Here is a 13,879-nt window from a genome sequence, read left to right on the forward strand (position 1 = left end):
GCGATTTGCCATTGCTCAGGAGGAAGGATGCCCGATCATGCCACCCTGTTGCGGTACCGTGCCATGGGTGTACTTACCGAGAAGCTGTAGAGGGGCACCAGCCTTTACTTCCACCTCGGTCGCGTGCACGGCCAGCGGCATGCCCGCGTCCTTGAACCAGGCCACGCGCTCCTGCACAAGCGTGACCGCAAGATGGTACCTGCCCGGTGCGGTCGGCGGTGGAATATGCAAGGTTGTCGTGCCCGCGCCGCCCGCGGGAATGCTTGCAGCGATCTCCTGCCGCGTCTTCCAGTTCCCGGCTTTGTCAGGCTCGCCGGGCAGTGGTACCCATTGCCACGAGAAGCGCACCGGATCGGTGCGCGGGGCGTTGGTAGTCAGTGTCACCGCGCCATGATTGACGATAGTGGCATCCACGGCGAGTTGGCTATCGGGCGTTAAGGTAATGGCCCCAAGGGTGATCCGTGCCGCCGCCATATCTCGCTCGCTCGGCCGCGGGGCTGCCTTGGACAGTTCATCCACGCTGCACTGGGCGCCGGCGATGACCACGCGGCGCGCGAGCGCATCGGCGGAAAACACTTCGTCCGGGTTGATCGCCACGCCGGCGGCAATGCGCGTATAGGCCTCGCCACAGGCATCGCCTGTCCAAGTGCCGGCGTAGCCCTCCGGGGCATTCCCGGAATAGCCATTGAGCGTGGCGCGGCCGAGCGCCTGGCCCGCGGCCATGCCGTCCAGATCCCACGACCAGTTTGGGGCCGACTCCAGTGGCACGAAAATGACGGCGTTAGGCGGTAGCGCCGCCGGCAGTCGGGAGAGCACGCGTTTCACGCGGGCCTCGTGTGCGGTGAACGGTGTCGAGGTGATGCGCATGGCCACGGCCTCGCCCATGGTCAGCACGGCCAGCATTGCGACCAAAACGAACCGCCATGCGCGCCGCGCACCGGTACGCGGGAGAAGGAGTGCATCGATACCTCCCGCGCACAGCATGGCGACCGGCAGCAGCATCGCCAGGATGATGCGGCTCACGGCGCGGATGGCGTTGGCGCCAGGCGCCTGGACGAACCAGAGATAGATCGAGTGCCCATGGATGCACAGGGTGAAGGCGACCAGCACGGCAAGCGTCGACGCCGCCAGCACGGACATGCGGTGTGTCGCCGGAGTGGCGCGCAGCAGCGCCAGTGCAGCAAGCACAAGGGGTAGGAATCCCACAAACATTTGCTGCTCTTGTCGCGCGGGAACGTCCAGACCACGCCCCAGCCACGACCACACCCGTGAATCGTCGGCCAGCAGATAGCTTCCGGCTCGCGGGAGCATCTTGACGATCTCCTCCGCCCCGCGCTGGAAGTGATATAGCGCAGCAAAATGGAGATAAGGCCGGAAGAGTACCCACATAAGGGCGAGCGACAACGTCAGCAGGCCAATAGTGAGCCATCGGTCATACTTGCTGGCCGCGGCATAAGCCTGCAGGACACGACGATGCGGGAAGGCCACGCCGAGCGAACTAGCGGTGGCCAGGGCTGCCAGCGTCCATGCGGCCAGCACCAATACGAGGAAATAACCCAGATAGATTGCGCAGTAGAACGTCAGGCAGACATACAGCGCGGCATAACCGAGTTGGCGCAGCGAGCCACCGTCGATGAAGCGGTGCCACGCCAGCAATGCCAGCGGCAGGGCGAAGCGAAATGTCAGCTGCACATGACCGAACTGGGTACTGGCCGGTAATCCGAAGGCGAAGACGAACGCTCCCACGGCAGAGCCAAGGACGCTATAACCCAGCTTGCGTAGCACCACATGACAGGAAACGAAATTGGCAATGCAGCCGGCGAGGAACCAGGCATCGAAAGCCTGGTACTGAGACAGGCCAGTGAGGCGTGCCAGGATGTAGAACCAGCCCGTACCGAAATGGTTGTCACTGAATGTGAGCGTGCCCCGTACCGGATAGTAGAATTCTGGCGTCCATAGGCTTTTGTCCGCCCCAGTGCACCAGCGATAAAGGTGCTCCAGGATGATGTTATTGAAACGCGCGTCACCGACATCGCCCGGCATGGCGGTAAAGCCGTGCATCGCAGTCCACACGACGAAGGTGATGCCTGCCGCGAGAAACAGGGCAGGCGTCAGGAGTCGCAGAAGGCTATTCGGCGTGGGGATCGCGGGGACTGTCAATCGGTCGTCCTGGCGGGCTTGAAGACAAAATAACGGCGGGCCCCGTAGTTCCAGAAGAACACTACGCCCGTACCGACGATCTTGGCGATGAGCGGATCCACCCGGTAAAAGTGGATGCACACCCACAGCGTGAACTGGTTGATGCATAGCCCAACCAGGCTCACCAGGAAGGTCAGCCCGATTTCGTGATGCTTGCGCGGAAACCGCACCCCACTTTCAAAGACGAAATGAATCGCCAGGAAATAGTTCACCAAGGTGGCGAGCGTGAAGCTCGCTATGGCCGCCGGGAACCAATGCAGGATCTCCCCGCGCGTGAGCAATGCGAAGGCCGTGAAATCCACGACGGCGGCTAAGCCGCCGACGAACAAATAACGGAAGAGCTTGAGGTTGAGCAGGAACTTCATCGGAAAAGGTTGTATTTCACGATGCAGTACAGCGCGCGGAAGCCGTCCTTCCAGCCAATCTTCTTGCCTTCCTCGTAGGTGCGACCGTAGTACGAGATGCCCACTTCGAAGATACGGCAGTGCGTCTTGGCGATCTTGGCCGTGATCTCCGGTTCGAAGCCGAAGCGGTTTTCCTCGATTTTCACCGCCTGGATGATCTCGCGACGGAACACCTTGTAGCAGGTCTCCATGTCAGTGAGATCGAGGTTGGTGAACATGTTCGACAGCAATGTAAGGAAGCTGTTGCCTACCTTGTGCCAGAAGTACAGCACGCGATGCGGCTGGCCGCCCATGAAACGCGAGCCGAATACGACATCGGCCTTGTTCAGGCGGATCGGTTCCACCAGGCTCGGATATTCGTTAGGGTCGTATTCCAGGTCGGCGTCCTGGATTATCACGATATCGCCCGTAGCGGCCTGGATGCCCGTGCGAAGGGCGGCGCCCTTGCCCTGATTGACCTCGTGATAGAGGATCTGGTCGACCAAGGGGGCGATCTCGTCGCGAAGGATCTGCCGCGTGTTGTCGCGTGAGCAATCGTCGACGATGATGATTTCCTTCTCGTCATACGGCGAGGCGCGCACGGCGTCAACGATCGTGCGAATGGTCTTTTCTTCGTTGTAGCAAGGGATAACGACGGAAAGCCTCATGCCTGCAACAACCTCTTGAAGTAGGAAATGGTTTCCTTGAGGCCATCCTCGAGCGAAACCTTTGGCTGCCAGTCCAATTCGGACTTGGCCAGGGAAATGTCCGGCTGGCGTTGCCGCGGATCATCCTGCGGCAACGGCTGGTACACGATTTTCGATGTGCTCCCGACGAGCGACAGGATCTTTTCGGCCAGTTCGAGCATGGTGAACTCGCCGGGATTGCCGATATTGACGGGGCCGGTGAAGTCGGCGCGGGTATCCATCATGCGGAGCATGGCCTCGATGAGGTCGTCGACATAACAGAAGCTGCGCGTCTGGCTGCCATCGCCATAAATCGTGATGTCCTCGCCCTTTAGTGCCTGGACGATGAAGTTGCTCACCACACGGCCGTCGTGCGGGTTCATGCGCGGACCGTAGGTGTTGAAGATGCGCACGACTTTGATCTCCAGGTTGTGCTGGCGACGGTAGTCGAAGAAGAGGGTCTCGGCGCAGCGCTTGCCTTCGTCGTAGCAGCTGCGGATACCGATTGGGTTCACCCGGCCCCAGTATTCCTCTTTTTGCGGATGCACTTCCGGATCACCGTAGACCTCGCTGGTTGACGCCTGGAGGATTCGCGCGCGCAGCCGCTTGGCCAGGCCAAGCATGTTGATCGCACCATGCACGCTGGTTTTGGTGGTCTGCACCGGATCGTACTGGTAGTGAATCGGCGAGGCTGGGCAAGCCAGGTTGAAAATCCGGTCAATCTCGACATACAACGGCATGGTGACGTCGTGCCGCACGAATTCGAAGTTGGTTCGGTCGTGCAGGTGGGCGACGTTTTTCTTCGTGCCCGTATAGAGGTTGTCCAGGCAAAGAACATCGGCACCGGCATCGACCAGGCGGTCGCAAAGATGCGAGCCCAGGAAACCCGCGCCACCGGTCACAAGGACCTTCTGTGTATCACGATACGTCATGTGTGGTCCTAAGTGCCTACGGGCGGCCGATGGAGATGTATTCGAACCCAAGTTCCCGGATATCCCGCGGAACGTACATATTGCGGCCGTCGATGATCACCGGTTGCTTGAGTCGCTCGCGGACGCCGTCGAAGTCAGGGCTGCGGAATTCCTTCCACTCGGTGACGATAATCAATGCATCGGCCCCTTGGCAGGCATCAAGCGGGCGGATAGAGAAAGTGATGCGAGACTCTTCAGCATAGATCCGCTTGGCCTCGTCAGTTGCCACAGGGTCGTAGGCCGTGATAGTGGCTCCGGCGGCAAGAAGTCCCGCGATGATCTCGCGACTGGCGGCCTCGCGCATGTCGTCAGTCTTGGGTTTGAATGCCAGGCCCCACAGCGCGAAATGGCGGCCATGCAATCGCTCGCCGAAGAGCTTCTTGACCTTGTCCACCAACAGCCGCTTCTGGCGATCATTAGCGCCTTCGACGGCTCGCAGGATATCGAGGTCAACCCCGTTGTCGGCTGCCGTCCGCACCAGCGCCTTGACGTCCTTGGGGAAGCATGAGCCGCCGTAACCGCACCCTGCGTAAAGGAAGGAATAGCCGATGCGCGAATCTGAGCCGATACCCACACGGACGGCTTCGATATCGGCGCCGACACGTTCGGCCAGTACGGACAGTTCGTTCATGAAACTGATGCGGGTGGCCAACATCGAATTCGCGGCGTACTTGGTGAGCTCCGCCGAGCGCACGTTCATTACCAGCAACCGGTCGTGGTTGCGTACGAACGGTGAGTACAGGGTGCGCATGGCTTCGATCGCACGCGGCTCGTCCGCACCGATCACGATGCGATCCGGACTCATGAAATCGTCGATCGCGGCCCCTTCCTTGAGGAACTCGGGGTTGGAGACCACGCTGAAAGGAATCTCTTCGCCGCGTTCGGCCAGCACGCTGGCCATGGCTTCGCGCACCTTGTCGGCTGTGCCTACCGGGACCGTGGACTTGTCCACCACGATTTTGTAATCCGTCATATGGCGCGCGATGTTCCGCGCGGCGGCGATGACGTATTTTAGATCGGCTGAACCATCCTCGTCCGGAGGCGTACCAACTGCAATGAACTGCACACGGCCGTGGGACGAAGCTCTCGCCGGATCGCTGGTGAAAGCGAGTCGTCCACCAGCCATATTGCGAGCGACCAGTTGGTCCAGGCCGGGTTCGTGGATAGGGATGCCGCCGGCATTGATCATGTCGATCTTCGCCTGGTCGATGTCCAGGCAAAGGACATCGTTGCCGACCTCCGCCAGGCAGGCACCCGTGACCAGGCCGACATAGCCAGAGCCGATGACAGTAATTCTCATGCAGACCGCCTCAATTCCATGAGCACGGGCATCCTTTCCTTGGTCGGATTGCGGTGTATGACACCACCAACCTGGGGGACGCCCGGCATTCGGGCCCCACCGGCCCGATCAAAGCGTCGTAGGTTACCACCGAGCCTGCCGGCTGCCCATAATCTTGCGAGCGCCGCCGTCAGGGATACGATTAGGGTTTACGATCCATTCTTGAATATAACTTCCTGATATCCATATCTATTTGCTCAAGAAGCTTGCGATTGCTGGCAATCAGTTCGCCAATCAGACCCATCATCACGAACAACAGGCTGCTGAGCAGGAACAGCGCGCACAGTATGACGGACTGGATGTGTCCCTGGCCCTCGCCGACAACGTAGAAGACGAGGAAGCGGACGCCTGCCACCAATCCTGCCAGCCCCAGCACTGCGCCGATTGAGACGAAGAACGTGAGCGGGCGGTAGATCACGAACACCCGGATGATCGTCATCAGCGAGCGGTTGACATAACTGGTGATGCTCTTGACCAGTCGTGAAGGTCGCAGGTCGCCATTGGTACGGATAGGCACCGAGATCACGCGCAGGTTGCTTTGTCCCGCCTGGATGATCGTCTCCAGCGTATAGGTGTAGGCATTGAACACATGCAAACGCATCGCTGCCTCGCGCGACAGTGCGCGGAAACCGCTAGGAGCGTCGGCGACCTGAGTGGTGCTTGCTACACGGACGGCCCAGCTGCCCAGCTTCTGCAGACGTTTCTTCACCCAGGAGAAGTGCTCGGTATCCTCGATCGGGCGCGCGCCGATCACCATATCGGCCTCACCGGCAAGTACCGGTGCCGTCAGTAAGGGGATGTCGTATCCACAATACTGATTGTCGGCATCGGTGTTGACAATGACGTCCGCGTCCAGGCGAAGGCAGGCGTCGATGCCCGTCATAAAGGCCTGCGCAAGACCCCGGTTCGTGGGGTGTCGCACAACGTGGTGCACGCCATGTTCAAGTGCGACCTGCGCTGTGGCATCGGTGGATCCGTCGTCGATGATGAGCCATTCGACGATGTCGAACCCGGGCACTTCGTGCGGAAGATCGGCCAGGGTAACGGCCAGGGTCTCAGCTTCGTCCAGGCATGGAATCTGGATGATCAGCTTTCGCGGCGCGGAGGGTTCGCGATGGAAGTCGCAGGCCAGGATGGATGAGGGTTCGCTCATGTTCGAGAAGCCGGTCCTCGATCGCTTACTGCGGAAAAGGTTGGAATCAAAGTAGTTTTTGCATACTCGGCGGCCGCCCAGGGCCTATTCGTCTTCGAGCATAGGACGGACCGGCCGTCGGCGCAAACATCGTCCGGGCTTCAAGGTTATGATCAGTGCCATGACCTCATCTGTGATCCAACCTGCGGGCAACTTTTACGATAAATACAATACGCGTAACCCCATCGCGCGTGCGCTTATGCAGGGTTTCCTGCGCGCTTTTGAGGAACTGGTGGCCATCGCCGGTCCTCCTGCCGACGTCGTGGAAATCGGTTGTGGTGAAGCCGAGCTGTCGATGCGCATGGCCCGTGCGGGCTGGCGGGTGGCTGGATGCGACATCGCTCCAGAGGCGGTTGAGGAGTCGCGCCGCCGCATCGAAGCGGCTGGTCTGTCGATACCGGTGTCCGTGTGCGATATCGCGCAGGCACCCGGTCAATTCCAGGCCGCGCAGCTTGTCGTGTGTTGCGAGGTCCTGGAGCACCTGGACGATCCGGACCACGCCTTGGATATCCTCTCGGGCCTGTCGACCCGTTATGTATTGGTAAGCGTTCCGCGCGAGCCCATCTGGCGAGTGCTTAACATGGCTCGCGGACGGTACCTGGTGCAGATGGGCAATACCCCTGGTCACGTGCAGCACTGGTCCAGACGTCGATTCCTTTCGTTGCTGAAGACCAGGCTCGAAATCGTCGCGGTCCGTACACCCCTGCCGTGGACGCTGGTTCTTTGCCGTCTCCGCAATGCCTAGGCACTTGCTGCGCCTGACCGGGTTGCTGTTGGGCCTGGTGTGCCTCGGCTGGATCTTCTGGCGTTTCGCTGAAGGCGGAGTACTGCAGGCACTGCTACATGCGCCTGAGCGCGGGATCGTGGCCTGGCGCACGCTGGCGGCCGTCCCGGTTTATACCCTGGGCCTGTGTTTCGTCGGTTTTGCGTGGGTGGCGATCCAATCGTCGCTCGTTCCTGCCCGATTGCCCAAGAAACGCCTCTTCGCCGTCTATGCGACGTCACAGTTCGCCAAATACCTGCCTGGCAACGTTGGACATTTCGTTACCCGGCACGTCCTGTTGCGACGATTGGGGCTGGGCCATGCGGCCCTTTTGGCGGGCACGCTGATCGAGGCCGGAATGCTCGTGGTCGCCGCGGCGCTGTTGGCCACGGGGGCCCTTCCGGCATTCGCGCCCGGATGGTCCGGGCGCGTTGTCGCGGCGGCCATCGTCGTGGTAGTGGCCATATCCCTGCAGGTGGCGTTCGCCTTCCATCGCCGGCCCGAATGGCATCGCTGGCTGCCTATGCATCGGCCTGGATACCTTCTCGTGGCGTGGCCGCTGCAGGGCGTCTACTTCGGCATCATGGCCCTGGCATTGATGCTGCCTGCCACAGCCCTGCCTTTGCCTTCGTCGATGTGGCTGGCGTTGCCGGCGACGGTGGCGGCGAGCTGGATCGCCGGTTATCTGGTGGTGGGCGCCCCCGCGGGCATCGGCGTGCGCGAGTTCGTCTTCCTGGTCTTGTTAAAAGGGCACCTGCCGGAGGGTGACATCCTGCTGCTGGCAGCGGCTTTCCGGGTGATCACCTTTGGCGGTGATTGCCTGTTGTTGCTCGTCGGTGTGGTGATGGGAGGGACCCGCACAGCCATTGCGGCCGATACGGGTCCCGTGGTTCCGGTTTAGCCCAAGGCCGCCTCAAGTTCGGGCAGGATCTTGAACAAATCCCCGACCAGGCCGATGTCAGCGATCTCGAAGATCGGCGCCTCGCCATCCTTGTTGATGGCTACAATGGTGCCGGCATCCTTGATGCCCGTCAGATGCTGGATGGCACCGGAGATACCCACCGCCATGTACAGCTCGGGAGCGATGATCTTGCCCGTCTGGCCCACCTGCAATTCATTCGGCACGTAGCCGGCGTCCACCGCGGCGCGCGAGGCTCCCACGGCGGCGCCGATTCGGTCGGCGAACTTGTAGATGATGTCGAAGTTCTCCTTCGAGCCGACACCGCGACCCCCGGAAACCACCTTCGCTGCGCCCTGCAGGTCAGGGCGGTCGCTCTTTCCCTGTTTGAGTTCGACGAAACGGGTGTGCGAGGGCAGGGCAACGTCAACGGCCAGGGCTTCGATCGGGGCCGAGCCCGAACTACCTGCCGCGGGCCAGGATGCCGTACGGATGGTGGCAACGACCATCTGGCTGGCGGGCGCTTCGACAGTGATGATGGCATTGCCGGCGTAGATCGGCCGGGTGAAGACGTGGCTGGACTCAACGGTGATTACATCGCTCACCTGGCCAACACCAAGCAGGGCTGCCACGCGGGGGGCGAGATCCTTGCCGAACGTGGTGGAAGGGGCGAATACGTGGGTGTAGCCAGCAGCGGCCTTTGCCACCTGCGGCGCCAACACGGCTGCCAGGGGATGCGCGTTCTCAGCGCGGGCCACGGTCAGCACCTTCGATACACCGTCGATCTTCGCGGCTTCGGCAGCCACCGCATCGGGGGCATCGGACAGTACCAGGACGTCGATGGATTCGGGTTTTACGGCCGCGGCAGCGCTGACCGCACGTGCGGTGGCGCCGTTGAGTTTGCCGTCCAGGTGTTCTGCAATGACTAGGATATTGCTCATGGGATTCTCCTGTGCGGCTGCCTTACAGCAGGCCCTTCTGTTTGAGGGTGGCAACCAGTTCAGCTGCATCCTTCACCATCACGCCTTTGCCGCGTTTGGGTGGGGCGGCATAGTGGGTGGTCTTCAGGGGCTCATGGGTATCCAGGCCCAGCGAGGAGAGCTCGAGCACGTCGATCGGCTTGGACTTGGCCTTCATGATGTCCGGCAGCTTGATGAAGCGCGGCTCGTTCAGGCGGAGGTCCGTGGTGATCACTGCCGGAAGGTCGGCTTCGATGGTCTCCAGGCCGGCATCGACTTCGCGGATCACGGTGACCTTACCGTCAGCCACGTCTACCTTGCTGGCGAAGGTCGCCTGGGGCCGATCCCACAAGGCCGCCAGCATCTGGCCGGTCTGGTTGGCGTCGTCGTCGATGGCCTGCTTGCCAAGGATCACCAGGCCGGGCTGTTCCTTCTCCACCAGCTTCAGGAAGGCCCGGGCGGCCACCAGGGGCTGCACTGCATCGCTGGTAGTGACGTGGATGGCACGGTTGGCGCCCATGGCCAGGCCGTTACGGAGGTGGGCTGTGAGGTCGGCCGGCCCGATGCCGACCACGATCACTTCCTCGGCTACGCCCTTCTCGCGCAGGCGGAGGGCTTCTTCCAGGGCAATGTCGTCGAACGGGTTGGCCGAGAGCTTCACGCCCTCGGTGACGACGCCGCTGCCGTCAGGTTTGACCTGGATGCGTACGTTGTAGTCAACGACGCGCTTGTAGCCGACCAGAATCTTCATCGGGGGTCCTCACGTGGAAACAGGCTCGAAAAGTCGCCCATTCTAGCCCGGGGGGTCTGCATCGGGCAGGGTGGATGCAAGAACTAGGCAGGCCATAACATAAAATTCACGCCGCGTCATATGAACGTCTCGTGGCAGGCATTCATCCACTAGATGACGGCGGCGGGGCGCGGCCTTAAACTCGCGTGTCTTTTTACCGATGTGAACCGCCACTCGATGCTGTCTAAGAGCCCCCCCTTTGTTGCCCTCGCCGACATTCTTGCGGCCACCCGGCGTTATCACCTCGTGGGGATGCTTGGCTGGCAAGATGTCAGGCAGCGCTATAGACGCTCGGCTCTGGGGCCTTTTTGGCTGACCATTAGTATGGGGGTGATGATCGGCACCATCGGCGTGGTATTTGGCGCCATCTTCAAGACCCCGCTTCGCGATTTCTTGCCCTTCCTTGCCGCTGGCATTGTCTTGTGGGGTTTCTTCTCCTCGGTGATCACCGAGGGGTGCTCGAGCTTCATTGCCGCCGATGCCATCATCAAGCAGCTCCCCATTCCGCTTTTTGCGCACGTCATGCGCACGATCTGGCGCAATGCGCTGATCCTTGGGCACAACATCGTAATCTTTCCCCTGGTGTTGCTCGCCGTGGCGCGGCCGCTCGACTGGACCGCCCTATTGGCGATCCCTGGTCTCGTGCTGGCGACGATCAATCTTGCCTGGCTCGCACTGTTGCTTGGCGTCTTCTGTGCGCGTTACCGTGATCTTCCGCAGATTGTCAGCAGTGCCTTGCAGGTGCTGTTCTACCTCACGCCCATCATGTGGATGCCAAGCAGCCTGCCGCCCACGGCGAAGGCCAAGATACTTGTAGACCTCAATCCTATGTATCACCTACTCGCCGTAGTCCGCGAGCCGCTGCTTGACCAGGTGCCAACCCAATTGGACTGGGCGGTCACCGGTGGCATGGCCGTCGTTGGCTGGGCCGTCGCGTTGTTCATTTATGGGCGTTACAAGCGCCGCATCGCGTACTGGCTCTGAGGAACGACCATGGCATCGATTGAATTCAACGACGTGACAGTCGACTTTCCGATTTACAATGCCAGCGGGCGCTCCTTGAAGAAGCGTCTCATGCGTGTTGCAACGGGTGGTCAGTTGGGGGCGGACGAACAGGGGCGGGTGATCGTTCGCGCACTGGAAGGCATCACTTTTTCTATGGCGGACGGCGACCGCGTCGGCCTGCTTGGCCACAATGGAGCAGGCAAGAGTACGTTGCTGCGGCTGTTGAGTGGCGTCTATGAGCCGTCGGTTGGTACTGCGCGCGTATCCGGGGAAGTCGGTTCGCTGCTTGATATTTCGCTGGGCATCGACGCAGAAGCCACTGGTCGCGAGAATATCTACCTGCGCGGCGGTCTTTTGGGCCTTCAGCGTCGCGACGTGACGCGACAGATCGAAGAGATCATCGAATTTTCCGAGCTAGGTGACTTCGTCGACATGCCAGTGCGCACGTACTCGACAGGTATGCACTTGAGGCTTGCGTTTGCTGTGTCAACCGTAGTCCGGCCCCAGATACTTCTAATGGATGAGTGGCTGTCAGTCGGAGATGAGGGTTTCAAACATAAGGCCGAAGCTCGCATGACAGAGCTCGTCCAGCAAACGAACATACTTGTCATCGCCAGCCACTCTCGTGAACTGATAATGCACACATGCAACCGGGTAATCTGGCTAGAACATGGGCGAATGAAGATGGATGGAACTCCCCAAGATATCTGTCGCGCCTACTTCGGGGAATAGTAGCTATGGCCACGTGGTATCGCAGGGGGTTCGATATTGCAGTAGCCGTCGACGCTGCCCCCGGATCAAGGCGTCCGCAGGGCGCCGGCGGGGGGTGCAAGCCTCCAACAATTGGCCCGAGCCACGACCTCGACCAGCTAGCGGCTCATGCTTCTGACTTGTCGCCACGAACCTTCCTTGGACGCGCCAAGGGCGTCATAAGGCATCCCATTCGGTGGGTATTTCGCACACTAAGACCTATTGCGCGGCCGATCGCTTATCGGTGGCGTGGTTTCATGGATGCAGGCACGCAGAATGAACTGGCTCACCTCCGCCTGCTATCGGAAGAGCAGCGCAACATCCTTCAAGCGCAAGAGGGAAGGATTGAAAGACTGTTCACGGCCCACTTCGATACGCGTCACATGGTGCTCAATGCCACAAATCATGCGTATAGGAATCTTCATTTGGCCGCGATTGATGTGATTCGTGAGATACAGGCTGCACGCGACCTATTAGAGACGGATATACAATCTCTTCGGGAAGGTTGCGCGCCAAACTCCACGTCTAGCGCAGACGATCACTCCGAATTCGTTCGTAAGGCATGGGCGAACACGGAGCTGCCAACGTTGACGCGGCGATCCTCGGCGAACGCAGAAGCTTCACCCGATTGTCTACAGGTGTTGCTCGTGAGTACAGTGTTTGGGCAGATAATCTGCGAGCCGATGGAAGGCGGTTTTCCAAATGATATTCCGGAGCCGCCTAGCGTAGTGCCGGGACTTGCTCGCGCACTAGCGAGCATGTTGCAACCCGGCGATGTCTACGTTGAATTCGGCGCGGGATCGGGTTTCTTGGTCTTAGCTGCATGCCAGGCATTGCTTGACCGCGGATCGATAATCGCGATCGAGCCCGATGCGCGACGTGCGGATTTTCTCAAGAAAACTCTTTGGCTCAACGGTTTTAACTCGATTGCTCGCGTAAACAACGTAGTCGAATTCGTGCTGGACGCGATGATAGATGCAGGCGCCAGGGTGGATTTGATACGCATCGACAGCGCCAATCTTGGTCCGAAGGTTCTGGCAGGGGCATCTAGAATCATGGCCGAGAATCCGAATCTTCGGTTGATTGTCGACCTCTCCGATGCCGATGACGCGGTGTGGATTCTCGAATCAGATTTCGGCGTGATGACCATAGATGAAACCTCCGGTTCGCTGGTCCCTGGTCGCGTGCGATCTCCCACTTCCGGCGGACGCTCCGATGTGGTCCTTAGTCGCGTACCTTTAAATGATTCAGATGGGTAATACGCAAAATCCTTCCGCTTTCTACAAATTCAGTTTATTCGTGAGGAAATCTTGAAAGACTCAGTTGTAGTTATCGGGGCGGGCGGCCATGCGAAAGTATGCGTGGAAATTCTGCATGCGATGGGAAGGCATGTGGCGTTTTGCGTTGGACAAGAAAAGAGTCCCGCTTGTTGCGCGGGCGTGCCCGTCGTCGAAGGTGACAAGCATCTATTGCGACTGTACGACGAGGGGTATGTCGAGGTGTTTGTGGCCATCGGATCAAATGGCTTGAGGCAGAAACTTGCTGCCATGGCTTTGAGTTTTGGCTATTCACTCGTCAGTGCAGTTAGCCCCAAGGCATGCGTTTCACCCTCCGCTACTCTGGGGCGCGGAATTGCCATCATGGCTGGCGCCTGCATTAATGCAGAGGCAATCATCGGTGACCTGGCGATCATAAATACAGGCTCGACAGTTGACCATGACTGCGTAATTGGAACGGCGGTACATATTGCACCGCAGTCTGGCTTAGCCGGGAACGTGAAAGTAGGTGACCGAACGTTTGTGGGTATCGGTTCGTGCGTCATCCCAGAAATAACCATCGGGTCTGACGTCACGCTTGGTGCGGGTAGCGTAGTGGTCAGAAATCTTCCAGCCGGCGTTAAAGCTCTTGGCGTGCCGGTGAGAATCGTAACGTAAGCAATCAAAT

Annotated in this window: 14 protein-coding genes; 6 read left to right on the forward strand and 8 right to left on the reverse strand. The window is 60.0% G+C overall.

Annotated features, from left to right (window positions below; genetic code table 11):
- Positions 1-15 precede the first annotated feature (15 nt).
- The 6 genes from VGM61_RS18390 to VGM61_RS18415 form a co-directional block, all read right to left on the reverse strand.
- Positions 16-2,160, reverse strand: a complete 2,145-nt coding sequence (locus tag VGM61_RS18390; protein WP_331524368.1) for a hypothetical protein — start codon at positions 2,158-2,160, stop codon at positions 16-18.
- Positions 2,157-2,564, reverse strand: coding sequence for a GtrA family protein (locus VGM61_RS18395; protein WP_331524370.1), 408 nt, complete (start codon positions 2,562-2,564; stop codon positions 2,157-2,159). The genes VGM61_RS18390 and VGM61_RS18395 overlap by 4 nt, the downstream gene beginning before the upstream one ends.
- Positions 2,561-3,250: a glycosyltransferase family 2 protein gene (locus VGM61_RS18400; RefSeq protein ID WP_331524371.1), complete on the reverse strand. Its 690-nt coding sequence runs from the start codon at positions 3,248-3,250 to the stop codon at positions 2,561-2,563. The genes VGM61_RS18395 and VGM61_RS18400 overlap by 4 nt, the downstream gene beginning before the upstream one ends.
- Entirely contained in the window at positions 3,247-4,200 is a 954-nt protein-coding gene (locus VGM61_RS18405) for a UDP-glucuronic acid decarboxylase family protein (RefSeq protein ID WP_331524372.1), read from the reverse strand. The genes VGM61_RS18400 and VGM61_RS18405 overlap by 4 nt, the downstream gene beginning before the upstream one ends.
- A 16-nt stretch (positions 4,201-4,216) precedes the next feature.
- Positions 4,217-5,539: a UDP-glucose/GDP-mannose dehydrogenase family protein gene (locus VGM61_RS18410; RefSeq protein WP_331524373.1), complete on the reverse strand. Its 1,323-nt coding sequence runs from the start codon at positions 5,537-5,539 to the stop codon at positions 4,217-4,219.
- 181 nt (positions 5,540-5,720) lie between these two features.
- Positions 5,721-6,731: a glycosyltransferase family 2 protein gene (locus tag VGM61_RS18415; protein ID WP_331524374.1), complete on the reverse strand. Its 1,011-nt coding sequence runs from the start codon at positions 6,729-6,731 to the stop codon at positions 5,721-5,723.
- Positions 6,732-6,879: 148 nt separating this feature from the next.
- Here VGM61_RS18415 and VGM61_RS18420 point away from each other — a divergent pair, with 148 nt between their 5' ends.
- The gene (locus VGM61_RS18420) at positions 6,880-7,515 is read left to right on the forward strand and encodes a class I SAM-dependent methyltransferase (protein ID WP_331524375.1); all 636 of its coding nucleotides are present in this window, start codon (positions 6,880-6,882) and stop codon (positions 7,513-7,515) included.
- A gap of 4 nt (positions 7,516-7,519) precedes the next feature.
- Positions 7,520-8,434 carry a hypothetical protein gene (locus tag VGM61_RS18425; RefSeq protein ID WP_331524376.1) on the forward strand — a complete coding sequence of 305 codons (915 nt, stop codon included), beginning with the start codon at positions 7,520-7,522 and terminating at the stop codon, positions 8,432-8,434.
- Here the strand turns inward: VGM61_RS18425 and VGM61_RS18430 are convergent.
- Positions 8,431-9,372, reverse strand: coding sequence for an electron transfer flavoprotein subunit alpha/FixB family protein (locus VGM61_RS18430; protein WP_331524377.1), 942 nt, complete (start codon positions 9,370-9,372; stop codon positions 8,431-8,433). The genes VGM61_RS18425 and VGM61_RS18430 overlap by 4 nt on opposite strands.
- 22 nt (positions 9,373-9,394) lie before the next feature.
- Positions 9,395-10,141 carry an electron transfer flavoprotein subunit beta/FixA family protein gene (locus tag VGM61_RS18435; RefSeq protein ID WP_331524379.1) on the reverse strand — a complete coding sequence of 249 codons (747 nt, stop codon included), beginning with the start codon at positions 10,139-10,141 and terminating at the stop codon, positions 9,395-9,397.
- A gap of 153 nt (positions 10,142-10,294) precedes the next feature.
- On the opposite strand from VGM61_RS18435, the gene VGM61_RS18440 reads away from it, so the two are divergent.
- The 4 genes from VGM61_RS18440 to VGM61_RS18455 all read left to right on the forward strand — a co-directional run bounded on the left by VGM61_RS18440 (position 10,295) and on the right by VGM61_RS18455 (position 13,869).
- Entirely contained in the window at positions 10,295-11,164 is an 870-nt protein-coding gene (locus VGM61_RS18440; RefSeq protein ID WP_331524380.1) for an ABC transporter permease, read from the forward strand.
- A gap of 9 nt (positions 11,165-11,173) precedes the next feature.
- A complete protein-coding gene (locus VGM61_RS18445; protein WP_331524381.1) occupies positions 11,174-11,917 on the forward strand; it encodes an ABC transporter ATP-binding protein in 744 nt (247 codons plus the stop codon).
- Between the two features lie 275 nt (positions 11,918-12,192).
- On the forward strand, positions 12,193-13,194 hold the full coding sequence (locus VGM61_RS18450) for a hypothetical protein (protein ID WP_331524382.1): 1,002 nt from the start codon (positions 12,193-12,195) through the stop codon (positions 13,192-13,194).
- 51 nt (positions 13,195-13,245) lie between these two features.
- Complete coding sequence (locus tag VGM61_RS18455) at positions 13,246-13,869, forward strand: acetyltransferase (protein WP_331524383.1); 624 nt, start codon at positions 13,246-13,248, stop codon at positions 13,867-13,869.
- Positions 13,870-13,879: the final 10 nt, after the last annotated feature.

Origin of the sequence: Pinirhizobacter sp., from assembly GCF_036499745.1 — a bacterium.
GTDB lineage: Bacteria > Pseudomonadota > Gammaproteobacteria > Xanthomonadales > Rhodanobacteraceae > Pinirhizobacter.

What these genes read in the sequence shown, in the direction of transcription:
- VGM61_RS18405 (WP_331524372.1), bottom strand. Translation starts at nt 4,200, where the DNA reads ATGACGTATCGTGATACACAGAAGGTCCTTGTGACCGGTGGCGCGGGT.
- VGM61_RS18395 (WP_331524370.1), bottom strand. Translation starts at nt 2,564, where the DNA reads ATGAAGTTCCTGCTCAACCTCAAGCTCTTCCGTTATTTGTTCGTCGGC.
- VGM61_RS18430 (WP_331524377.1), bottom strand. Translation starts at nt 9,372, where the DNA reads ATGAGCAATATCCTAGTCATTGCAGAACACCTGGACGGCAAACTCAAC.
- VGM61_RS18435 (WP_331524379.1), bottom strand. Translation starts at nt 10,141, where the DNA reads ATGAAGATTCTGGTCGGCTACAAGCGCGTCGTTGACTACAACGTACGC.
- VGM61_RS18450 (WP_331524382.1), top strand. Translation starts at nt 12,193, where the DNA reads ATGGATGCAGGCACGCAGAATGAACTGGCTCACCTCCGCCTGCTATCG.
- VGM61_RS18440 (WP_331524380.1), top strand. Translation starts at nt 10,295, where the DNA reads ATGACGGCGGCGGGGCGCGGCCTTAAACTCGCGTGTCTTTTTACCGAT.
- VGM61_RS18415 (WP_331524374.1), bottom strand. Translation starts at nt 6,731, where the DNA reads ATGAGCGAACCCTCATCCATCCTGGCCTGCGACTTCCATCGCGAACCC.
- VGM61_RS18420 (WP_331524375.1), top strand. Translation starts at nt 6,880, where the DNA reads ATGATCAGTGCCATGACCTCATCTGTGATCCAACCTGCGGGCAACTTT.
- VGM61_RS18400 (WP_331524371.1), bottom strand. Translation starts at nt 3,250, where the DNA reads ATGAGGCTTTCCGTCGTTATCCCTTGCTACAACGAAGAAAAGACCATT.
- VGM61_RS18445 (WP_331524381.1), top strand. Translation starts at nt 11,174, where the DNA reads ATGGCATCGATTGAATTCAACGACGTGACAGTCGACTTTCCGATTTAC.
- VGM61_RS18410 (WP_331524373.1), bottom strand. Translation starts at nt 5,539, where the DNA reads ATGAGAATTACTGTCATCGGCTCTGGCTATGTCGGCCTGGTCACGGGT.